This window comes from Rhodococcus sp. H29-C3 (assembly GCF_030063405.1).
Taxonomy (GTDB): domain Bacteria; phylum Actinomycetota; class Actinomycetes; order Mycobacteriales; family Mycobacteriaceae; genus Rhodococcoides.
The window spans coordinates 1-23,176 of sequence record NZ_JASITC010000014.1 but is presented as its reverse complement, the minus strand read 5'-3'; the positions used below and the strand labels follow the sequence as shown (position 1 = coordinate 23,176).

Annotated in this window: 14 protein-coding genes; 13 read left to right on the top strand and 1 reads right to left on the bottom strand. The window is 63.8% G+C overall.

Going from position 1 to position 23,176, the window contains the following annotated elements; genetic code table 11:
* Positions 1-1,271 precede the first annotated feature (1,271 nt).
* The 10 genes from QMK32_RS21285 (at position 1,272) to QMK32_RS21240 (ending at position 14,990) form a co-directional block, all read left to right on the top strand.
* Positions 1,272-1,412 (top strand): hypothetical protein, encoded by a 141-nt coding sequence (locus tag QMK32_RS21285; protein ID WP_283477303.1) that lies wholly within the window; start codon positions 1,272-1,274, stop codon positions 1,410-1,412.
* Between the two features lie 4 nt (positions 1,413-1,416).
* Complete coding sequence (locus QMK32_RS21280; protein ID WP_283477301.1) at positions 1,417-1,629, top strand: hypothetical protein; 213 nt, start codon at positions 1,417-1,419, stop codon at positions 1,627-1,629.
* A gap of 565 nt (positions 1,630-2,194) precedes the next feature.
* Positions 2,195-3,235, top strand: a complete 1,041-nt coding sequence (locus QMK32_RS21275) for a PDDEXK nuclease domain-containing protein (protein WP_283477300.1) — start codon at positions 2,195-2,197, stop codon at positions 3,233-3,235.
* 270 nt (positions 3,236-3,505) lie between these two features.
* Positions 3,506-3,895, top strand: coding sequence for a hypothetical protein (locus tag QMK32_RS21270; RefSeq protein ID WP_283477298.1), 390 nt, complete (start codon positions 3,506-3,508; stop codon positions 3,893-3,895).
* Positions 3,896-4,165: 270 nt separating this feature from the next.
* Positions 4,166-4,312, top strand: coding sequence for a hypothetical protein (locus tag QMK32_RS21265; RefSeq protein WP_283477297.1), 147 nt, complete (start codon positions 4,166-4,168; stop codon positions 4,310-4,312).
* The gene (locus tag QMK32_RS21260) at positions 4,309-4,968 is read left to right on the top strand and encodes a TraI DNA relaxase (protein WP_283477296.1); all 660 of its coding nucleotides are present in this window, start codon (positions 4,309-4,311) and stop codon (positions 4,966-4,968) included. Before QMK32_RS21265 ends, QMK32_RS21260 begins: the two co-directional genes overlap by 4 nt.
* A complete protein-coding gene (locus tag QMK32_RS21255) occupies positions 4,962-6,863 on the top strand; it encodes a type IV secretory system conjugative DNA transfer family protein (RefSeq protein ID WP_283477294.1) in 1,902 nt (633 codons plus the stop codon). Before QMK32_RS21260 ends, QMK32_RS21255 begins: the two co-directional genes overlap by 7 nt.
* Positions 6,860-7,264, top strand: a complete 405-nt coding sequence (locus tag QMK32_RS21250) for a DUF4913 domain-containing protein (RefSeq protein WP_283477292.1) — start codon at positions 6,860-6,862, stop codon at positions 7,262-7,264. Before QMK32_RS21255 ends, QMK32_RS21250 begins: the two co-directional genes overlap by 4 nt.
* 683 nt (positions 7,265-7,947) lie before the next feature.
* A complete protein-coding gene (locus QMK32_RS21245) occupies positions 7,948-13,890 on the top strand; it encodes a helicase-like domain-containing protein (protein ID WP_283477290.1) in 5,943 nt (1,980 codons plus the stop codon).
* Between the two features lie 293 nt (positions 13,891-14,183).
* The gene (locus QMK32_RS21240; protein WP_283477289.1) at positions 14,184-14,990 is read left to right on the top strand and encodes a DUF6924 domain-containing protein; all 807 of its coding nucleotides are present in this window, start codon (positions 14,184-14,186) and stop codon (positions 14,988-14,990) included.
* Positions 14,991-15,240: 250 nt separating this feature from the next.
* Here QMK32_RS21240 and mobF read toward each other — a convergent pair whose 3' ends face one another.
* Complete coding sequence (gene mobF / locus QMK32_RS21235; protein ID WP_283477390.1) at positions 15,241-21,411, bottom strand: MobF family relaxase; 6,171 nt, start codon at positions 21,409-21,411, stop codon at positions 15,241-15,243.
* A gap of 206 nt (positions 21,412-21,617) precedes the next feature.
* Between mobF and QMK32_RS21230 the strand changes: the two genes are divergently transcribed.
* The 3 genes from QMK32_RS21230 to QMK32_RS21220 all read left to right on the top strand — a co-directional run.
* Positions 21,618-22,043, top strand: coding sequence for a hypothetical protein (locus tag QMK32_RS21230; RefSeq protein ID WP_283477287.1), 426 nt, complete (start codon positions 21,618-21,620; stop codon positions 22,041-22,043).
* A gap of 3 nt (positions 22,044-22,046) precedes the next feature.
* The gene (locus QMK32_RS21225) at positions 22,047-22,352 is read left to right on the top strand and encodes a hypothetical protein (RefSeq protein WP_283477285.1); all 306 of its coding nucleotides are present in this window, start codon (positions 22,047-22,049) and stop codon (positions 22,350-22,352) included.
* 61 nt (positions 22,353-22,413) lie between these two features.
* Positions 22,414-23,176 (top strand): site-specific integrase (locus tag QMK32_RS21220; protein ID WP_283477284.1); only part of this gene is annotated, 763 nt, incomplete at its 3' end.

The window sequence follows — 23,176 nt, the reverse complement described above, 5'->3', positions numbered from 1 at the left end:
TGGCGGCGCCGACGCGTGGAGTGTCGGTCACGTTCTCCCCCAGGGTGACGCCGGCGCAACCGGGGCACACACCCCGCCAACCGATGTTGATGCTATAGGTGAGCACTAGGACTCGATCCTGATCGTATTGCAAGACATTGCCACCGAACCAAAGTCGAGTGTCACGGTGAATGCGTATGTCTTCGAGCAGTAACGACAGCCGAGGTGCAAGCAACATCCCTCGACGCCCGATTGAGTGCGAGAGATCGGCAGTGGTGAACGGCGGTGAGGGGTGGGGGATCCCGTCGTGCTTCTCGCGTGCGGTGGCACCGCTGTCAGGCTCGACGGTGCGGCGATGCCCAGCCAGGCACTTGTGGCAGAAACCAGGGCCTCGTCGGCCATGGTCCCACCGAACACTACCCCGCACACCGCATTCCAGACTGACAACGAGCGAATGATCCGGGCGACCAGGACAGGGACGCCGTCCCGGAGCGGCGACCGATGTGAATTTCGGCCCGGCTTCGATGTGCCGAGCGGCTTATGAGCCGAGGAGTGACACCACGGGGCCCGAATCGAATCTCCATTCGGGCTTCACCGATGCTGACAATTGGTGAGCCCGCGTAGAATTCCAATAAGGTTCTCTGATAAAAAATAGAAATTGCGCGATCACCGAATCACGCAACAGTGCAATAACGACACGCACGGGTAAGACCTGCCACGAAACCGACGCGTGATAAAGCATCTCACTGCCCGTATCGGCCAGGCCATCAAAAATCCAGACTTTAAAATTGAGCGTCCGACCTGTTGGGGCTGAACCCGGACACCTGGCCAAAACTATCGCCGCGGCAACTTTCTTCGACTTGTCGACGACTGTACTCGCACGCACACAAACTTTTGACGAGGGGCGACTGACGGACGGACTCTGCAGATAGCGCAGTATCCGCCCCCGGTACACGTGAATTTGCCTGGTCGATGCCTCGGCCAGGTCGGTCGTGGAGAAGGCAAGAACACCATGAAACCCGACTCGTCGTCGCGCTTGATGTGACGCAGGTTTCGGTTCCGTGTCGGGCGCCAGTATTGTTTGCCTCTGAACTGCATCAATGCATTCCAATGTGCCCAAAATTTTGCGAATTATCTCGGGTTTCGAAAGACCGCGCCGTCAGAATGCGCTGTAGTAAGACATAAAGCTCGTAGGGTTGATGGTGCACGTCGACTCCAGCGCCGACGGCCCCTCAGCCGAAACCGAACTGACCTGCACCATCCGACGGTCAAGAAGGTCGAGTCTTTATTTTATGAACACGCCTATTCACGACGACCTGCAGAACATTCTGAAGATCGACACACGTGGTGTCGATCCGAACACCGAACCACGAGCCGAAGCGGTACCCGACGCCGCGCCTGGACATGCCCCGACGCGGCGCCATCGAGCCTGACACCATGGCCACCGCACGCGAAAAACAGGACTGCGCTCTCACCGCCTATCAGCTGGCGAAGGATCGCGAGCACACACTCGCCGATGAACGCGGACAGTCCGATACCGACATCCCGCTGGTGGTCGAGACCGACGACATCGAATTTCGCAGCGCGATCGATGCAGATGTATCCGCACAGGTAGCGCTCAGTGCCGCGCTCAGAGCCGTCGACGACTGACGTTGCGCCCCGAGGTGGTGGTGGCCGTTGTCCGCGCTCCGTGCGGTCACGCGATCATGATGCGAGCGCAGTGACCGCCGCATCCCGGTCGGTGTAAAGGGTGATGATCTGATCGAGTCCCATCATGATCAGCGGTCTGCTGGTGGCGGGCCCGTCGGCGACGACGACGAAACGAGCAGATTTCTCGGCGTGTTCATTGGCCTTGACCGAGACTGTTCCCGTTCGCCCCTATCATCTGCGGCAACAGTTCGTCTGCGACTCCCCGCGTTGGACGAGCGTGCCGCAGACGTAAGTGTCTGATGCGACTGCGCCCGGCCTCGAGATTCTTGGGGCCGACCCCACGGTCCGAGACATGTGAGGTGGCCGTTCGCTCACGAGCGTGATGCGGACGGTAGTTGTGCGGACACGAGGACCCTCATATCGGTGTTCGGTTTTCCTCCCGGGCGAGAGGAACGACGACGGCAGCAACGCGTTGCACGACAGTCGAGCCGGCGGACCGATCTTATACCGCGCCACCTCGCCGGACGCAGCACCGACCGCCCTCCCCCGTGCGAGGATGAAGCCGATGAGTGCACGCGAGGATCGGATCGAGCCGACCGGATACGGCGATTTGCTCGAACAGATCAAGACGCAGGTGCGGCGCGCCCGCGTACAGGTCGCACGCGCAGTCAACACCGAGCTCATCGAGCTGTACTGGCAGATCGGCATGTCGATTCGTCGGCGCCAGGCACACGAAGGGTGGGGGACGAAGGTCATCGCCCGTCTCGCCGACGACCTGCGGACCGAGTTCCCCCAGATGCGGGGACTCTCGCAGCGCAACTTGGTGTACATGCGCACCTTCGCTGGTGCGTTTCCCGAACCAAGTGCGCAACACGCTGTTGCGCAATTGCCCTGGGGTCATGTCACCGTGTTGCTCGATCGTGTTCCGGACACTGCGGCACGCAACTGGTACGCCGAACAAGCCGTACATCATGGCTGGTCACGCGCCACATTGACCCATCACATCAGTTCCCGACGACACCTCCGGGTCGGGAGTGCACCGAACAACTTCCCTGCCACGTTGGCTGCACACGAATCGGATCTGGCCCACAGCATTCTCCAGGACCCGTACAACCTCGACTTCCTGAACCTCGACTCCGGGCACAGTGAACGCGAACTCGAAGACGCACTGATCGGTCGTCTCACCCATTTCCTGAGCGAACTCGGTGCCGGGTTCGCCTTCGTAGGTCGCCAGTACAAGATCACCACAGGTGAGCGGGACTACTTTCTGGACCTACTATTCTTCCACCTGGGACTACGCCGGTTCGTGGTCTTCGAACTCAAAGTCGGTCAGGCAGAACCCGAGCACATCGGCAAACTGAATTTCTACGTCAACGCCGTCGACGATCAACTTCGCAGACCCGAGCACGGTGACGGCGCAACCATCGGCATCTTGTTGGCCGCCACCCGAGATGACATCGTCGTCGAATACGCCCTACGGGGAATCGGTTCACCCCTGGCCGTGAGCACCTACACCACCTACGGGGCGCTTCCCGATGACATCCGGCCCTCGCTGCCCACTGCGGACGATCTCGCGCACGCCCTCCGCGATGTGCCACGACAGTAGGCCACTCGGCGAACGGGGACACTCGACTCGAACGCACGGCGAGCAACACTGACCGGCCCCCTCGGACCAGCTCGAATTGGGAGCCACCCTCGACCGAAGCGGCAGGCATCGAACTGTCGGCGACGATCTCTGCCCGCCCGGTCCTTGCATTCTGCCCAGAGGAGGCCGGAACGCGATGCCCTGACATTGTCGATCGTGCGGGACCTTTACCAAAACTAGCGGCCTTCCGTTCATCAAGGAGCAGTCGAGCACGATGAAAGGGCTGGAATCATGGACGAAGCACCCGAAGATCGGGCGTACGCAATTTGGGAGAAGTACTTGATTCCAGCCCTTGCCGTCACACGCGAAGAGACCGAAACATACAACGGGCTGCATTGGTTCCAAGTCGTCGGCTTCGAAAGAGGTACATCTGAGCGAATCGATGTCAAAATTGACGTCCTCGCCGACTACCCGTACGACAACCATGGGCTGCTCGGACTTGATGGTGGTGACGCTGCGGTCGTATTGCGGATCAACCTGCTCGATGACGATGGCGGCATCTACGCGCCCCCGTCTCCCCTGCACCTCATCACTGCCTTCCTATCGACAAGTCTGACGACCGACAACGTTCAACCTCGCCGCGACCCCGCAGGGCCCATAGTGATCGAGTGGGATTACTGACCAAAGGTCGGCAGGAACGGACGGGGCGGTACGCGAGAATGATCACTGGTTACAACATCGGCACATAATGATCGCTCCGCGTAACGACGAGGCCCGGACACTGATCGTAAGCGTGCACGAGCACGCCGCGATGGGCTAGGCTGACGTTCGTTCGACCGTCGATGAGGGTCACGGTCGAGCGTCCACCCAGCAACAGCGCTGCACCGCACCTCTTTCGGTGTCGGTATCTTCGAGCTGTGGGCTGGCCGACGCTCCCAGTGAAGGCCCTCCATGTCTGAATCCAGATCATTCGTCGCGCACACCAATTACCCGGTCCCAGGAATTGACGTGCCGTTGTCGACCACCGATACCGTCGACCCGTTCACAGGCGACACCGTCGCCAGTGCCCAGACCATCGTCGGCGGTGACCGTCGATGAACATTCAACCGTCTACCGCCGAGCAGCAACGTCGCTCACAGATCGCTGCCGCCGCCTACGAACGGGGCCGGCGCGCTGCGTTGGCTGCCGCACGTCGCCGCAGCCTCCCCGACCGCGCACACGCCCGCCGCGACGAGGTCCGATCCCGCCCGCACTCGAACGAGCCGCGCAGTGACAGTCGCGCGTTCGGACTGCTCGACTCCGATCTCGCACTGGTGCGTGCGGCCGCATATCTTGCCGCGACCGGTGTCGCACACGAGCTGATCACCGCACAAACCTTCACCGACCCCACCGAACAGGACTGGGCCGTCGCCACCGCCAATCGCACAGCCGTCCATGAGGATGCGTGGCGCGAGCGTCTGCTCGACAACGGTATCGACGACGCAGTCCTGCGACCTGGTCTACCGCTGGACGTGCTGGAGCTGCCCGACGAACTCGACGGGCTCGACTTCGACGACATCGCCGAACACGCCCTCGACGTCTCCTCCACCGCAGCGGACGTCGAACCGATCCGACTGTCCGATCTAATGCTCGAGACACCCCGCCAGGACCGATCATCGGATTCGGTCGTCGACATCACCAACCGAGTCTCCAATGTCATCGAGATCGACCGCAGCGTCGATATGGCCATCGAGGGTGGTGTGGACACATGGTGACCAAGAAGCCGACCTCCAAAGGTGCCGGCACCTCCTCGTCGGTGTTCCCGCTGATCGCAGCATCGGTCGTGATCGCGCTGATCGCGTTGGCCTACGGGTCACTGTGGCTCGGACACACTTTCGCCGGCACCGGGGAGGACATCCCTGGCAACCCGTTCGGGGCACTGTTCTCCGTCGCCGGCGGGCAACTGACCTGGCCGACAGCGTCGACATGGATATTCGTGATCGCGATGATCATCGTCTCCGGTCTCACCGGCGTCGCCGCCGCTGCCCGCGCGGCCGGAGGTAGTAAGAACGACGTCGACGTCAAGGCCCGCTTGATGGGGCCGACGTCGAAGCTGACCGGGGTGACCGGCAAGCAGGCCCGCGAACGCGCGAAGTCGCTACGAACCGATCTTGCCGAGCTGGACTCGCTCGCCGACGCCGACATCGGAGTCATCGTCGGCCGCACCGTGCAGGGCAATCAGAAGGTGTTCATGTCCTGGGAGGACATGCTCTTCGCCCTCGCCGGCCCCCGGATGGGTAAGACCGCAGCCTTGGCGATCGACGCCTTGTGCACCGCACCAGGGGCGGCATTGTTCACCTCCAACAAGCGCGATGGCCACGACTTCACCCGCGGCGTCCGCGAGGAACTCGGCACAGTGTGGCGCTACGACCTGCAAGGCATCGCCGAAGGCCCGCTCACCACAGGGGACGGGTTTTGGTGGAATCCGTTGCGCGGAATCGACACCATCGTCGCTGCCCGCAAGCTCGCCTCGTACTTCGCTGCCGCATCTCGCGATGATTCGGCCAAAGTCGATGCCTACTTCGACGGTGGCGCACAGGAACTGCTGGCGCAGATGATGTTCGCGGCCGCGTGCGGCGGTGGGGATCTGCTGCACGTCTACGGCTGGCTCTCCGACGAGGCGAACGAACTGCCTCAGAAGCTGCTGGCGGCGCACGGGCACAGCATCGTTGCGATGCGCCTGAAGTCGACGAGCGATCTCAACCCACGCCAGCGAGATGGCCTCTACGACATGGCACGCCGGTTCATCGGCCTGCTGGAGGAGAAGTCGTATGCGATGTCGATCCTGCCACCGAGCAGAGTCGACCTCTCCACCGACGACACTCCGGACACGACGATCGGGCGCGGCGTGAAATATCCGCACGCGATGACAGAGTTCGTCGTCGAGAAGTTCGTCACCAGTACCGACACGATCTACGCCCTGTCGAAGGAAGGCCCGGATTCATCGTCGGCGCTGACCACAGCGTTGATCGGGTCGATCATCGACGCCGCCCAACGCGTCGCACGCCGAAGCCCGCGCGGCCGTTTACCGGTGCCGATGCTCTGCATCCTCGACGAGGCCGCGAACGTCTGCCGCCTCCCCGAACTCCCTGCCTGGTACTCCCACCTCGGCTCGCAGGGCATCTGTGTGATGACGATCGTGCAGAACCTCTCTCAAGCGCAGAAAGTGTGGGGCCAAGACGGGGTCAAGCAGCTTCTCGATGCCGCGAACTTCCTCTGGTACGGCGGCGGGCTCAAGGACAAGACCACCCTGTCGGAACTGTCCGCGCTGGTCGGCGATCACGACGTCGAACGCTGGTCGACCTCGCGCAGCGGAGGAATGTTCGAGGGTGGCTCGTCGTCGAAGTCGCAGTCCTGGTCGAAAGAGGCGATCCTGACCGTCGACGACCTCGGGGCCATCCCGAAAACCCGTGCACTGGTGCTGATTTCCGGTAACCGGCCGGTGCTGGTGGTGAAGGTGTACTGGTCCGACGGACCGAACGCCGACGGCATCAACGCCTCGTTCGATCGGTACGGCATCCCCGAGAAAGCCCAGATTCAGATCGAGAGAACAGCAGCCCCGACCGCCGAGCCGGTCACGGCCATCAGCGACGAGGAGCCGTACCTGTGAGCGCACCGGATGAGACCGCCGCGGCGAACGAGACTCCGGCGAGACGATTTCTCACATTCGATGCCTGGTTCGATGCGTGGCTCTCGGCAATCGTGGCCCGCAAGATCACGACCTCACCTGGCAAGAACAGGGTGTTCTGCCCGAGTTGGTGGGAGCACCCCGAAGTCGTGGTGCGTCTGCACTCGCTGTGGACCGCATGGGAGGCCGCGACCGCAGCAGAGGACGGGGCAGCGATGTCGGGGTGGTGGGTGCACCACGCCGACCCACAGCTGCGCACGATGCTCGACGCCGAGCACGGGCCGATGTATCGGTGCAGCCGCAATTCTCACGAGAGCACCCCAGCACTGCGCAACGAGTTCGTCGCCACCCCGCCCGGATGGTTCGACGAACTCAACGCCTGACACAACCCTGACCGAAAAGTAGCCAGAGGCCCTGGTGGGTGGCTAGACCCACCAGGGCCGATGTGGCCGGAGAGTGCGTCTCCGACCGACGACGACGGTAGCGACCGGCCACCCATCACGGGCGGTGTGGGTCGCATAACCCGTCTCGCCCGACTCCAGGAGCGCACACCGTGGCCAAAAATTCAGAAGACGACCAGCTCGATTTGTTCGCCGACACAGAGGACAGTGATCACCATGATCGACCCGATAACGCAGGACATCATGAAGCTTTATCTCGAGCACCAGGGGCTGCCCCAGGAGCTGAGCCCGACCGATCAGCAGGAGTTCCTCGAGCGCGAGAGCGAACGGATAGCGGAACGGATCGACAACATGAAGATCCACATGGAAAGCCAAGTACTGGAGAGGTACCTGCGGGAGAACGGCGAACCGGCCCCATACCTGGAGAAGGTGGGGTTGATCAACCAAGCGTGGGCGCAAGCGAGCGACTTCGTGATCAACGAGGAGATCTACAACCAGCTCCCGGAGGACATGGAGGCGTACCCGCCGGATCAGGAGAGCGCGGAAGCGGAAGCGGAGCGGGACCGGGCGCGGATCCAGGTCCACAGGTCCGATCCGGAGAGGTGGCGCAACCCGCTGAACTGCGAGGATCCGATCGAGTCGTCTCGGCGGCTGATGGAACAACTGTGGGAGGAGAAGCCGGGTCGGTTCCGCTACTACGCAGTGCACCTGATGCAAGCGAGGATCGAGGACGACCAGCCCTACCCGACGTCCCGGAGCCACCCGCTGTATCCATCGTTCACGAGCCTGCTCGACGAGAGAGTGGCCGAGCACGCAGCAAGCGGAAAGTAACCCGCCGCAGCGAAGCCGACGCCCAACTGGACCTGTTCGCGTTCGACGCCGACGGGGCGGCGCCGATCGACCCTGGCGGGGCCGATGTCGGCGGAACACCGCTACCGACTCCGCGTGACCCTGAAGTCCTTGCCGCCGAGGCAGCTACCCCACCGGTGCCGGAGGCGGTAGTGGAGTCAGCGGTGCCCGATACGGCCGAAGCGATGGGCGTGGATAGTCAGACGCTGGCCGAACGTCTGTGGAACGTCGAGCCCGTCGATTTCAGGCCCGGCACCCAAGTGCTGGTGCCGTCCGGGGCGAAAGCGCGGGTGAACGCCAATATCGAGGCACTGCGCACCCTCGCCACGGTCACCGCCCACGACCGCTATGCCACCGAAGCCGAGCAGGCTGTGCTGGCGCGGTGGTCGAGCTGGGGCGCGACACCCCAGGTCTTCGATCCCCGCAGAACCGACTGGACAGCCGAACGGGATCAGACCCGTGATCTGCTCGACGACACCGGCTGGGCGCAGGCGGGGCGCACCATCCTCAACGCCCACTACACCGATCCAGCGATCGCAGCGGCGATGTGGCAGGCCACGATCCGAGCTGGGTTCACCGGCGGCCGAGTCCTCGAACCCGGTTGCGGCTCGGGCACCTTCATCGCTCACGCCCCCGCCTCCGCGCAGATGGTCGGTGTCGAGCTCGACGCCACCACCGCTGCGATCGCGGCCGCCCTGTCCCCATCCGCACAGATCCGCGCCGAAGGATTCGAGAAGACAACCGCCCCGCAATCCTCGTTCACCGCTGCGATCGGCAACGTCCCATTCGGGGACTACCGGCTCTACGACCCGGTCCACAATCAAGCCAAGCATTCGATTCACAATCACTTCATCGTCAAATCGTTGGCACTGACCGCCCCCGGCGGTTACGTCACCGTCCTGACCTCCCGCTACACCCTCGACGCCCAGAATCAACGTGCCCGCCGCGACATCGCGGCCCTCGGCGATCTCGTCGGGGCTGTGCGGTTGCCGTCGAACGCTTTCCGCCGGGTCGCGGGCACCGAGGTCGTCACCGACATTCTCGTGCTGCGCCGCCGCGAAGACGGCAAAAAGATAGCTCCGTTGACCGAGCGGTTTCTGCACCTCGAGAACGCGACCGCACTCGACGATGCCGGGGAAGACAAGGGCGTGCCGATCAATGCCATCTACACCGATCATCCGGAATGGGTGCTCGGTGAGCTGCGGGTCGGGCACGGCATGTACGGAGAGGACACGCTCTCCGTCGCCGCCCGCGACGGCGTCGACCTTCCTGCGCTGGTGGAAAGCCAACTCGGCGTCATCGTCGATACCGCCAAAGAGAGCGGTCTCGGGCATACCGCGTCTTGGCGGGACACTCTCGGTCCTACCCGCGAGGATTTCGAGCGCGGACTCCTCGCAGCAGGACGCGACCCGCAAGAAGAAGATTTGGCGGTCGGAACACTGCGCCATGATGCGCAGGCCGGAACCATCGAGCGCTGGTCCTATGGGAATTGGGAGCCGGTGAAGACACGCGGGGCGAAGCAAGTCGCCGAATGGGGTGAGCTGCTCGGGCTCCGCGATACCACCCGCGCCCTGATCGACGCCCAGCGTGATGGCGCGACCAGCCCAGGGCAGCGGCAAGCCTTGCGGGAGATCCTCGGTGAGCAGTACGACTCCTACCTCGCCCGTTACGGACCGATCAACCGGTTCACCATGACGGTGCCCAAGGACCTCACCGAGGCTCAGCACGAGACGGCTCTGACGAAACTGATCGAGACCTGGCGCAAGGACGAAGGAGTCGCCGGCGACCCGTACACCGGCAGTCTTCCCGAAGACGTGCTCGACCGGCTTTCCGACCAGGCGTGGATCAACCCCAGGACGCCGACCAAACTACAAGGTCATCTCGGCAAGGCGCTGCGCACCGATCCCACGTTCGCTCCGGTTCTCGCACTCGAACATTTCGACGAGGAGACGATGACCGCCCGCAAGGCGGCGATCTTCCACACCGACGTGCTCCATTCGCGGGAACTGCGCAGCCACGCCGACACCGTCGACGAAGCAATGGCCATCAGCCTCGACGAACAAGCCCGCCTCGACGTCGGTCGTATCGCCGAACTCCTCGGCACCACCGTCGAGCAGACCGAAACCGCGATGGAAGGCCGGGCCTTCCGCACCCTGACCGACCCGACCCGTTGGGTATCCACGTCGGCATATCTGTCGGGCAACGTCCGACACAAGCTCGCAGCCGCCGAAGAAATCGCAGCCCTCGATCCCCGCTACCAGGCGAATGTCGACGCCCTCACTGCGGTGATCCCGCCGCGCAAGACCGTCGTCGACGTCGCTCTCGGTGCCCCATGGGTGCCGACCGAGACCTACACCCAGTTCGTCCGGGAGACCTTCGAGGTGCCCGACGACGTCCAGGTCACCGTCGAACGGGCATCGGGACGATGGACAGTATCAGTGGGCCACTACTCCGGACGCAGCGAACAGGACCTCAAGTGGGCATTGGTCCCCAAACGCGGTTCATGGTCCACGCGCTACAACTTCGAGCACCGCCCGGCCGAAGACCGCGGCATCGCCAACGCCGGTGTCCGCGCCGGCGACTACGAATGGAAGGAATTGCTCACCGATCTGCTCAACAGTGACCCGATCGAGATCACCAGCTCGAAAGAGTTCCGCGATAGCGCCGGCGCACCGCCTGTGCACGATGCCGCGACCCGGGCTGCACAGTCCAAAGCGCGACGACTGGCGCAAGAGTTCGAGCAGTGGGCCTTGCACGCCGATGAGGTTCGCCGCGAACACCTTCTCGACATTTTCAACGACAGGTTCAACTCCCTTGTCGCGCCCGTGCATTCGGGCGAGCACATGAACTTCCCCGGTCTCGGTGACAAATACTCGCCCTACCGTTACCAACGCAACGCAGCGGCGCGGATCGTCTCCGAACCCACTGTGATGCTCGATCACGTCGTCGGAGCAGGAAAGACCGGCACCATCCTGATGGGCGCGATGGAGCTCAAACGCCTCGGGTTGGCGGACAAGCCATGGATCGTGGTGCCCAATCACATCATCGACCAGGTTGTCCGCGAGGCCGGCCAGTGGTATCCCGGTGCGCGGATCCTTTCCGGATCTGCCGCTACCGACGCTGACGGGCGCCGGCTACTCGTTGCGCAATCCGCCTCGCAGGACTGGGACATGGTCATCGTCCCCCGCTCGGTGTTCTCTTCGATCGGCGTCGATCCCGGCACGAAAGCCGAGTACATGCGCGCCCAACTGGCCGGCCTCGGTGCCGAGTTGGCGGAGGCGTCGGGGGATCTGACCATCAAGCGACTCGAAGCGATGAAAGCCAAACTCGAGGAAAAACTCGAAACAGCACTGGAACAAGCAGGCAAAGATCGCGGGCTCACGTTCGAGGCATCAGGCTGCGACTACCTGTTCATCGACGAAGCCCACGAATTCAAGAACCTCGCCCGCGCATCCGGGGTGACCGAACTCGCCAACGAAGGCTCGCACCGCGCCACCGACATGGACCTCAAACTGAACTACCTGCGCTCGATGCGCCGCGAGGAAGCGATCACCAAAGGCATCCCGCCGGAGGAATACATCGAACGGGTCGCCACGTTCGCCACCGGCACCCCGGTCGCTAACTCCCTCGCCGAACTGTGGGTGATGCAGCACTACCTGCGGCCCGATCTACTCGAAGACGCCGGAGTCTCCCAGATCAACGACTGGGGAGCGACGTTCACCGACACCGTCGAACGCGTCGAACTCAACTCCTCCGGATCACGGCTGCGGGCGGTGACACGGGTCGGTGAATTCACAAACGTCGGTGATCTGATCGGTATGACCAGCGTCTTCACCGACGCCGTCACCCGCGATCAGGTGCCGGCGAAGCTGCCGGTCAAAGACAGTGGCCGCAACATCGACGTCACCTTCACCCCCGCTCTGGAAGTGCAAGATTTCATCGCCGACCTCGGCTACCGCGCCGACAATGCCGATGCCAAGCGCCCGGACCTCGACAACGCACTCAAAGTCGCGAACGATGGCCGCAACGCCACCCTCGACCCGAGGGTCGCCCACCTCGACGCCGCACCACCGGAGCATTCACGAGCGCACATCGTCGCTACGCGAATCCTGGATGTGCACAACGAATCGAGCGAGAACAACTACCTCGACTCGGCCGGTGAGCCGCACCCGACACCGGGGGCTTTGCAGATCGTATTCTGCGACCGCTCCACCCCGAAAGCCAACGGCTCGTGGTCGATCTACGACGGCATCCGAGAGGAGTTGATTGCCGGCGGAATGAACCCCGCCCAGATCGCCTACGTTCACGACTACCCCAAGCCGTCGGAGAAGGCCCGGTTGTTCGAGATGTGCCGCACCGGGCGCGTGTCGGTGGTGTTCGGTTCCACCGAGAAGATGGGCACCGGCACCAACATTCAAGACCGCGCCATCGCACTGCACCACGTAGATGTGCCGTGGCGGCCGGCAGACCTGGAACAGCGTGAGGGTCGCATCATCCGGCAGGGAAACCAGAACGCACAGGTGAAGGTGTTCAACTACGTCGCCGAGAAGACGTTCGACACCGTGATGTGGCAGACCGTGCACCGCAAAGCGCACTTCATCGAGCAGCTCAAGAAAGCGGACCGTTCGATGCGGCGTGTGGTCGACCTCGACAGCGATTCCCTCGCGGAGAACTCCGCAATGACCAAGGCTCTCGCTACGGGCGATGATCGGTATATCCAGCAGATCGAACTCGACTCTCAGCTCCAGGAGCTCCAGTCCGAAGCCGACTCGCATTTCGCCGAGCAACGTTCCATCGAACGCGATCGAGACCGGTTGCGCCGGGAAGTACCGCGGGCACACGATCGAGTCGCCGGCCTGAAGGAGGCCGCTCCGGTGCTGCGATCGCGGCGTGACGCCGAGCAATGGCCTGGAATGACCGTGCGCGGGGTGTTCTACCCCAAGCGCGGCGAGGCGGCAGCGGCGATGGCGACGGCGTTGCAGAGCACTTTTATGTCCCTCAAGGGTGAAGGTATGACCAAGTCGGTGGTCGTCGCAGAGATGAGCGGGTTCCCGATCGAGGCGTGCCGCCCCGCGCAGGACAGCGTGCTGTACCTCTCGTTCTCCGGTCTCGGGTCGTCGACGAAGTCCCTCGTAGCATCGGATCTGTATCCCAGGATCGGAGACGGGGACCGCAGCCAGCACGCATTCGGCCTCCTGACCCGCGTGGAGAACATGGCCTACACAGTCGACACCGACCTGGCGAAAGCAGAGCACACCCTCGACCGAGACGAGCAACGCCTCGACGACCTCGAACTGATGGAGCTTTCGGACTTCCCGAAAGCGGTGCAGCTCAAGGACCTTTCGAACGAAGTCGCACGCTTGCGCCGGGAGATCAAGGACGCTGAAACCAGCCCCGAAGCGCTCGCCCGCGATGCCGCCCGTGCCGAACGGGCGGCAGAGAAAGGACGTGAGCCGGGCTGGTCGCTGATGCTCAACCCCACCAAAGCGCTCGTCGAAGACCTCGGCATGGGAAGCGCCGACGACGTACGCGCAATGATGCGCGACAACGAAACAGCTGTCGCCCGGTCACGGGAGACGACCGGGCCCACTACGACTGCTCAGCCGGAAGCCGACGAACCGAATACCCGCCCCGGAGGATTTCTACGCTCCATGGAACACGATATCGGGACCGCCGGTGAGTGGAAGGAGCCCGACAACGGAACCCACGATCCGGGGTACGGCAACAAACCTGACCCCGGGTACGACCTCGACCTATAAAACCGTGTCACCCTCAAGCACTATCCCACCCTAGGTTCGTCAATCTTTATTGACGAACCTAGGGTGAGATAGCAGCTCCCCCGGGCAGCTGCGAGTCAACGGTGGAGTTGCGTGAGAGATACCTCAGAACCTCAAAACTCGCTCAGGACAGGTCAAACCATCGACTTCGGATCCCTTAGCCACCTGCCCGCCCGTGACAACTTCGGTTCGGCACGGACAAACGGTTTAAGTGAAACGAAGCGCCCCGATCCGCGAGGCCGCATCTCTAGTTCTTGTACCACTACTGTCGGAGTATGTCTGTGAGACTGCCTCAAGGCCAATCGCTACTTGTACGGACTGATTTCAACGACGATGTCGAGTGGGCCACCGTGATTGCACAATGCACGGACGAGTACCGACAGTCGGATGGATCGACAGCGCAAGCATCGCTGACAGTGGTCGACGATCGGGACTTCGAATCGACATCATCGACCGCTCTCGCGCAGTCGCTACCCGATGACGCATCGGACTACTTGTTCGTCGCAGACAATGAGACCTTCGACGACTCGGAACATCTGATCCTCGTAGTGAAAGTGTCGCCGAACACCGACCAGCTCGAAACGTTCCGCGTAACTCCCGCCCACCTGGCAGAGGTGGAGAACAATCTCTCGATCGCCAACCTCGACTTCGATGAATTCGTTTCCGCGACAGATGACTTCGACGTTTTTCGCGGATTCGAATCGCCAGCTGAACGCACGGAAATCACGGTCACCAAGAAGCAACTGACCGATGCCGCACAGACAAACACCTCGACGCCTACGCTCGAGCGGTTCTACCGCGCCGCCTTGGACTACGTTGTCGATGTATTACCCCCAGCCCCTCTCGTGCCCAACCTCCGCGCGAACTACGACTATGTTGCCGCCACCGACTACAGCTACAGCCACGAAGTCGCCGGCCGCGAAGAGTATCTCGAAGCGTCTAAGAACGGCGGGAGCGGCATCGGCCTGACCATGCCAATCTCGAACGGCTACTGGCAAGCGATCCTTGATCCAGAAACGCTACAACCACGCGCGACCATGCTCGTACAGATGCGCCCACCTCCTACTGTTCGAGCGCACTGAACAGATCGCCGGTACCGACCAACTCGATGCCAGTCATTGCTAGTTACGCCTCTGTCGCGACCTGCACTTCAACGCTTCCGGATGCAATGGCCTGGATCGAATCGGGACTGCCCGTCCGCATTTGAACCAGACATTCGTGATGAAGTTGCAGAGGCGATCCAAGCTGGCGAGCTCGAAGCTCTGATCGACCGCACAGCTGAGTCAGAAATCACCGGGACTGCATGGACTTCTGAACCGAAGCCACGCGGTGTCACAGTCCGTGGTCGTTGTCGTTCAGACGTTCTGTGACGAAAGGAGCTGGCAGTCGTTCCGGATGCTCTGTCTGCGTGGCGCTCTGTGAGATTCCGGGGACGGGCGAATCTGCCACCACGCGCGCGATGCTCTTCTGTGCATCCAGATCGACAGGCTTGGCGTCGACACTGCGAAGGTCCACGGTGTCAGTGACACCGTCGATCACGGCAGCCTCCACCCGACGAGTTGACGCCGAAACAGCGCGGATGCGCTGCTCGGCAGCGTGACGCTCGCCGGCCAACGTCACTGCTCGCAGTCGTCGTCCACGTTCGGTGATGGCGGCGTCGAACACGGCCGCGGCTATAAGGTCGGCGACGCGGCGGCCCGGCTCGGCGACGCGCTGAACTATCGCAGGCCATTCGCTGGTCTCAGCCCGCACACGCCCGGCCGCTTCGCGGACGGATCGCTGGATGTCTTGCACTTGGCGGGCGAGGCGTTCTTCGCGTAGTCGTGCGTCGTCGACGGCGGGTTTGATGCTTTTGCGTTCGCGCCGCTTCGCTGCGGCCAGCTGCACGGTGAGCGCCGCAAGTTCGCTGTGTGCTGTCTGGTGTTCTGCGGTGATGCGCCGCAGTTCGGTGGCGAGTTCGCGTGCGGCGGCGATCGCTGCGGCTTGTTCGGTGAGCCGGGCGTAGAGCTTCTCGGTGTCTGCCACCACCGTGGGCTCGGTGCGCGATCGTCCGGCGCGGTCGACGAACGCGATCAACTCTGCGTCCGGTACGAGCTGGATCGGGTTCTGTTCCATCTTCACGCGCAGCGCAGCATCGGACGCCGACAGTGTTGCTGCCGGTGCGGGTAGCGCCGCGTCCTCGTCGACGGGCACCTCTGGGAACTGTTGTGCGGTCGACCGTTCGGGGTGGGCGTCGGCAACCGATACGGTCTCCGCGTTCTCAGCGGCCGCGCTGACAGCGCGGGTAGAGGGTGCCGGCGCGGTGGGCGCGGTGATCGCTGCGCGTCGTACCGCGTGCTCGGCGCGCCACAGGGCCGCCTCCAGTCGACCGACTTCGGCTCGAAGTTCGGCGAGTGCACCGAGGTCGATGCTCGTCACGGTGCTGCGAGCGGTGATGACGTCGACGGCGGTGACCTCTCCGCCGTCGGCCGCGGTGACACTGTCGTAGTCGGCGGCGGTCTGCTGAGCGAGAACACGAGCCTTGGCGGCGTGCTCGTCGGCGAACCCGGCGCGCCAGATCTCCCACTCGAGACCGCGCCCGGCGAGTGCACGTGCATCCTCGTCGCCGCCAGCGGCCGCGACTGCGGCGGCGACATCCGGACGGACAACAGTGTCGATGTGATGCCACAACGCTTCGGCCTCGAACGTGGCGTCCATCCAGTCCTGGCGCGCGTCGAGCATCGCCACCCGCGCCGGCTTCTGCCGGTCGGCGGTGGACTGCATGTCCAGGAGCATCTGGTCGCTGTGCAGCAGGGTGGGGCTGGTGCCGTCCTCGATGGCAGTGAGCAGCGCGGCGCGCTTGGCCTTGGCCTCCTCGACGTCTCTGCGGAGCAGGCGGACACGTTCGTCGCGAGTGACCGTCGGATACAGCAACGGAACCGCGCTGGCCAATGCCGCGATCTTCTCCCACGGATCCTCCGGCACCTCGGCGGCATCGGGCGACACACCGTCGGCCGAGTCGGCAGCCTCGACGAAGGGCTCACTCGGGTACGCCTCGTCGAAGTCCGGTGGCGGCGGTGCGTCGTCGTACTCGACCGGGGCATCGAGTACGTCGAGAGATGCGAGATAGTCGGCGTCGGCCTCGACGGGAATCGACGGTGACGCTGCATCACCGGGCGCAGCGGCTGTGCGGGCGTTGACCGGCGGTGGCCGATTGGCCGGGTCTGCCCACTCGGCTGAGAAGACGTCGGCGGAGATGTCTCCGATGACCTCGTCGATCGGGGCGAGTGCTTCCTCGTCCTCGGCGGCGAGAGGTTCGACGTCCGGCGGGGTGTAGGTGCGGGCTAGATGGTGTTCGCGCACCAACATTTCTGCACGCCACGTCAGCGCGGTGGCGAGTTCGTGGGCAGGGAAGGTGACACCGTGATCGACCGGGTCGATGCCGCCGTGCAGGAACTCGTACGCAGTCCCGAGCAACTCCCCGGGCGTCCATGCTGCCGGGTCGGCGGCGTCGATGGTCGCCACCAACGCCGGCCAGGACGGGTCGGACATCACCCGCACCGCAGCGGTGTAACCGAGCAGCTCGGTCAACACCGGCGTCCACGACGGAGCGAGGTCGCCGCTGTCACTGTCGGCATCGAGCACAGCGACAGACAACTCACCGGACAGTCGCCACCACAGGGCAGCAGCGGGAAGCTCGTCCGGCAAAGGCGACGTACCGACAGCGTCTCGGACGAGGGTGTGCACGTCGATTCCCGCCCGCGCGGCGGCGGCGAGCCGGTCGGCGAGGATCGGGAAGTACGGGTCACGGGCAATGTGGCGGTCGAGTTCGTCGACGAACGGCTGCCACCGGCTCACTGCGTCGTTGCCCGACCCGATGACAGCGCCGGCGCGGCGATCGAGCGTGCGCTGAACCTTCAGCGAGGCAGCGGCATACTGCTCGGGTCCTGTCGGCCTACGGTCGGCCGGATCCACATCATGCGCGGCACGGAAGACCGCAAGATCGGTCAACAGGTCGATGTCGGGTTCTCCGGTGAGCAGCGGGCGCGCCCACACCGGAGCGGTCGTCGGCGTCCACGTCGCGACGTCGGCACCGATACGTGCGCAATGCGCAGTCACCAGCTCTTCGCGGGCATCGAGGTAGTCGCCCCACTCGGGCTTGCCGCGCAGCACGTCCGGGATGGCGGGAAGCCACGGCAACGGTCCGCGTCCGGCGGAATGCTTACCGGTGGGATCGAGCCGCCAATCGAGAACAGCCGCCCTGTCGAGAGCGGAATCGAGTTCACGTGAACGGATCGTGCTGCGCAATGCCTCGACCGGGTCGCGTCCGTGCGCACCGATGATCGCCAGATGCCCGCGCAATGTCGGCCACGCCGGTTCGTCGGTCAGACCGGGTGCTTCCTCTTCGGCGGCAACGTCGATAGCTGCCATTACGTCCGGCCCGAGATGCACTTCGGAGCCAGTGGCCACCGAGAAGTCGTAGGCCCGTGCGGCGGGAGAGAGATTGAGGTGCGGGTCGTCGGCGGCGGTGAGCGTCGAATGCGCGGAGACCTGCGCTCCGTCGCGGCGCAGGATGACGCGCAGATCATCGACAGCGGTCGGGGGCAGCAGTCCACGTTCGGTCATCGCAGTGTGCAGATCACCCTCGGACGCGGTCGCGAGATACAGGTGGTTGCTCTCCCGGCCACGGGTCAACGCGACATAGGCGAGCTGACGGGTCTCATCGCCGGTGGCGACGACATGGCAGGTGTCGGCGGTCGACCCCTGCGCGGAGTGCACCGTTCCGGCGTAGCCGAGTTCGGTAGCTGATGCCGCGTAGTCGGCACCGAGGGTGACGGTGCGGCCGAGTTCGAGATGGCGCACCACCAGTGACCCGTCGACGTCGACTTCTTCGACGATCCACCGGTCTCCGTTGCGGACCCAGTCGGTACGCGAGAGCGGGTTGCGGCGATCGTTCGAGCGGGTGCGGACGGTGTCCCCGACACTGGCGTAGAGCCCGTCGGCGAGTAGAGCTTCATGCCCGACCGGGGTGTCGGTGGCGGCGAGTCGGTCGGTGCGGGCGCGGGTGTTGAGTTCGGCGACGAGCTCGCGGGTGGGGGCGAGCATCAACGCGTCTTTGCCGGCCTCCTTGTCGAGCGTCCATGCGGTGTAGGCGTCGTCGGTGGCGGTAGCAATCGACCCGACGTGGACCCGTCCGTTGTCGATGTAGAAACCCAGGGCGGCATCGTCACCCTCACGCAACGCGAGCGAGGCTGCGCCCTCGGCACTGTCGCTGAACCGCACCACCTGTGAGAGCGAGAGCGCACCGACACGGTCGGCGATATCGCGCAACACGCCGCCGGATGCGACAGAAGCGAGCTGCTGATCGTCGCCGATCAACCGCACCGTTGCACCGCGCTCAGCAAGCGCGCTGACGGCGTCGTCGAGATCGAGTGTCCCGGTCATGCCGGCCTCGTCGACGATGACGAGTGTGTTCTCCCCGATCGCCGAATACCACTCGGGCACTGCAACCGATCTTCCGTCCCGCAACTTCTGGGTGATGTCGACGAACTTCGCCAACGTGTCGGTGGTCGTCAAGATGTCTTGACGCAAGACTGTGGCGGCGGCAGCGGTCGGTGCGAACCCGACAACCCGCCCGCCCGCGTTCTGCCACGCCCGAGTCAACGCTTTCATTGCAGTGGTCTTGCCGGTACCCGCAGGCGCGAGAGCGAGCTGCAACTTCGCCCCCGAGGTGGCCATTGCGCGCACCAGCGAGCGTTGGCCGGCATTGAGGTCGCGCCCGTTCGCAGTGGACTCGAGCAACGCCATCTCCACGTGCTTTTCGGCCACTGCAACACCGTCACCGCGCTGTGCGAGGGCGACGATGCGGCCTTCCGCATCGAGCACCGCAGCGGTGGTCAGCAACGCCGATTCGTGGCGGGTATGCACATCGAGTCCGTCACGGCGACGCATCACCTGCGGTGCGATCTCCGCGGCCGGGTCGATATCGACGGCGCCGGAGAGGTCGATGGAAGATCCCTCCGCGCACGCGGCGTCGGTGATCGCCTCGACGAGTGCGTCGATCCGCTCCGTCGACGGGTTGTATTTGCGTACCTGACGTACTGCTTCAGCGCGAATGTTGTGCCGCAGAAACCTCGACCGCCCGCGTGAGACGACGTGCACGACATCGCCCGCCACAGCGTCGATCCACGGCGCATCGAACGCCGCGGTCGCCGCCTCGGCGGTGCGCCCGGTAATGGAGGACACCAACTCCGACAATGCTTTCTCGGAGCCGAGGATCTCGATCGCCTCGCCCCGCCACCCGCTGCGTTGCTCAGCGTGGCTGACCGGTTCGTGCTTCGCTGCACGGGTTTCCAGCGTTGCTTGCTGCGCAAGTGAGATCGCTTCGATCGCGCTCGGTTCGCGGCCGTGATCGGCTTGGAAAGTGCGGGCCAGTTCAGCGGTGCGCGCTTTGATCGCGGCGCTACGTGAGGACCAGCGCTCGGCAAGCCGCTCATCCATGCCGTCGATCTCACGGACCGCCCGCTTGGACCGATCCTGCGACGGGCGCTCGGTGAACCGCACACCGATGCGGTCCCGCAGTTGCGCTTCGAGGACGGTGTTGTAGACCTCGGAAGCGGGCACGTTGTTGCGGTACAACGCGCCGCCGTCGAGGGCCAGCCACTTCGTCGTCCCGTCCGGCAGCGTGGTCGCGACTTTGTTGCTGATCGCGACGTGCGTGTGCAAGTTCGGATCCCCTGCACGCGAATCGCGGTGCGTGAACTGTGCGGCGATCAAACCGTTGCCGTCGACCTGCGCGACTCCCCCGGTCCCGACACGGGTGAAGCACGCGTGCTTCTCCAAGTAGTCAATTGCGGCAGCAATTGCATCCTCGTGCGCAGCCTCGATCTGCTTCGACACCTCACGCGGAGCGACCGCCCACAACGCCGACACACTTTTCACGGGCGTGAACGTCAAGTCGAAACCTGCAACAGCAGTGGTCTTCTGGCGTCCGATCTTCGCCACCCACCCGGACAGTTCACGTTCATCGAGCGGGGCGCGCCCGTACTCATCGGCGAACATCTTTGTCCCAACGACGGTACGAATCCGGGCACGCGCGGCGGGCTCGATCGGCGCATTCCACTTCTCACCGACGGCGAGATTGTGCGCGACAAAAGCCTCCGCACATGCCACCCGGTACTCCGTGGCACCGGAGTCGATCTTGAACGCCCGACCCAGTTTCGCCGACCGCGCCGCATCCTCTCTCGATGCGCCTTGGGCGATCGCCAACTCGAACATCAGATCCGCATTCGGGTGCAACCCCTCACCGAACAACGCCTTCATCTGCGCTTCCGACACCTGCTGACCCGGTGCGACCGAACCCAGGCCGGCAAGACCGGCCCCAGCCCAACGGCCCGGAGACTCCCCCTTTTCGGAGTAGTAATCGGCCAGCGAAGCGGCCCCTCTTTCAGTGGAATCGGCAGCAGCAACCTGCCGGGTGAGGTACTCGTACCCATCCCCAGCGGTCAGCTTATGCAGACCCATCACAGGCGCGAACTCTACCAGCAGAAACGCGGTATGCAGCCTTAGTGCATGAGGTGTGTGGGTTAGAAAAGCGGTTCGATGACGCAAAAGCGGCATTTGAGGATGGCGTGATGTCGATGCAGGATTGGCGTATGCGGATCGGCGATACGCGGGAGCTTGTGTCAGGATCTGCGAAAAAGTCAGGGTTTGGGGTTAAGGTGGGCGGCATGGCGTCGACTCAGGCACGACAGAACGCGCGCGCTCGGGCGCGTGCGGCGCAGCAGAAAGTTCTCGTCGACCGCAAGCGCCGCGACGACGCCAACATGACCTCGCTGACCGCGTTCTTCACTGCCGCCGAACAGATCGACGCTGCGCAACTCGCCATGGCGCGCGCTCTCGATGCCATCCGCACCAGGGAAGGCACACTCGGCGCTGCCGCGACATTGGCCGGCATCACAACCGGTGAAGCACGTAAGCTCCTCGCGCTGCTCGCCGAGAACACCGCGACGACGTCGACCACTGCTACCGGCGACTCGAACTCAGGCAACGAGCTGGACGCACCAGGACCGGCGATGCAGCTCGTTGCAACAACGGTCGAGGGCGACACGGTCGATGGTGACCGCGAGAGCTCGACCGTTGAGCGCCAGGATTAGCCAGTGTCGGCCACAGTGATGCAACTGGCGTTGTTCGGCGACGACACCGATGCTGCAACACCTCAGCTGGTTCGTCGGGCGTGGCGACCGTTGCAGCAGCCGTTGACCGCGAAGACGGTGGCACGGTTCTGGACGAAAGTCGTCATCACTCCGACACACTTTTTTTGGCGCTCGGCCATTAGCAATCCAGATGGGTACGGCGGAAACCGAGCGGAGTTGCATCGGATTTTGCATTCGACTGTTCGTCGGTATCGCGCGTCGATGCGCGCCGGAGCAGTTGCCTCGGGTTCATCGTCGCACGCGCCGTGAGGTCTGAACAGGCAAAACTCAGGGGTTGCCACCAACGCAATAATGATGCATCGTTTGCAACATGGTGTCGGCGGCTGATCTACCGGGAGCGAGCCATCTCGTGCTCGCTCCCGGGGTAGCGCATCTCGATCCGAAGACGGCCGTTTTCGAGGCGATGCTCGACGGCTGGGCACGCCAACAACGGGCACGGTTCCTCAAGCCCGAAACGATCGCCGGCCGAGAGTTGAAGATCCGGCGCATGACCGAATTCACCAACGACTACCCGTGGTCGTGGAGATGCGCCGACGTCGAGGAATTCATCGACACCCGCCGCCACTGCGGACGACGCATCACCGTGGCAACCGCACGACTCTACGAACACACCCTGAGAACATTTCTCGAGTTCGTCACCGATCCGCGCTACGGATGGTCCGCTGAATGTATGCAGCGCTTCGACGTCGCACCATCGCAATTGCTGCACTCGGGCAACACCGTCGTCCACACCAGCGAATACGAGGGCAACCCGGACCGGCGGCCGTTGACGTATGACGAAGTCCAACTCTTGTTCGACGCCGCAGATACACGGGTCGAGGACATCCGTGCTCGTCACCGCAAAGGTGCACTCGGCGCTCTGCGCGACGCCGCGCTGCTGAAAACGATCTACGCGTTCGGGCTTCGTCGCCGCGAAGCGTGGGGGTTGGATCTGGCCGATCTGCGGCACAATCCGAAGGTCCCCGCGTTCGGTCGCAGCGGCGGCTTGTTCGTGCGGTGGGGTAAATCCTCGCGCGGTGGACCGCCCAAACGTCGCACTGTCCTCACCGTCCCCGAGATGGACTGGATCGTCC

Excerpts from the sequence above, each read along its gene's own strand:
- QMK32_RS21240 (WP_283477289.1), top strand. The coding sequence starts at position 14,184 with ATGTCTGTGAGACTGCCTCAAGGCCAATCGCTACTTGTACGGACTGAT.
- QMK32_RS21255 (WP_283477294.1), top strand. The coding sequence starts at position 4,962 with ATGGTGACCAAGAAGCCGACCTCCAAAGGTGCCGGCACCTCCTCGTCG.
- mobF (WP_283477390.1), bottom strand. The coding sequence starts at position 21,411 with ATGGGTCTGCATAAGCTGACCGCTGGGGATGGGTACGAGTACCTCACC.
- QMK32_RS21275 (WP_283477300.1), top strand. The coding sequence starts at position 2,195 with ATGAGTGCACGCGAGGATCGGATCGAGCCGACCGGATACGGCGATTTG.
- QMK32_RS21265 (WP_283477297.1), top strand. The coding sequence starts at position 4,166 with ATGTCTGAATCCAGATCATTCGTCGCGCACACCAATTACCCGGTCCCA.
- QMK32_RS21270 (WP_283477298.1), top strand. The coding sequence starts at position 3,506 with ATGGACGAAGCACCCGAAGATCGGGCGTACGCAATTTGGGAGAAGTAC.
- QMK32_RS21285 (WP_283477303.1), top strand. The coding sequence starts at position 1,272 with ATGAACACGCCTATTCACGACGACCTGCAGAACATTCTGAAGATCGAC.
- QMK32_RS21260 (WP_283477296.1), top strand. The coding sequence starts at position 4,309 with ATGAACATTCAACCGTCTACCGCCGAGCAGCAACGTCGCTCACAGATC.
- QMK32_RS21280 (WP_283477301.1), top strand. The coding sequence starts at position 1,417 with ATGGCCACCGCACGCGAAAAACAGGACTGCGCTCTCACCGCCTATCAG.
- QMK32_RS21230 (WP_283477287.1), top strand. The coding sequence starts at position 21,618 with ATGGCGTCGACTCAGGCACGACAGAACGCGCGCGCTCGGGCGCGTGCG.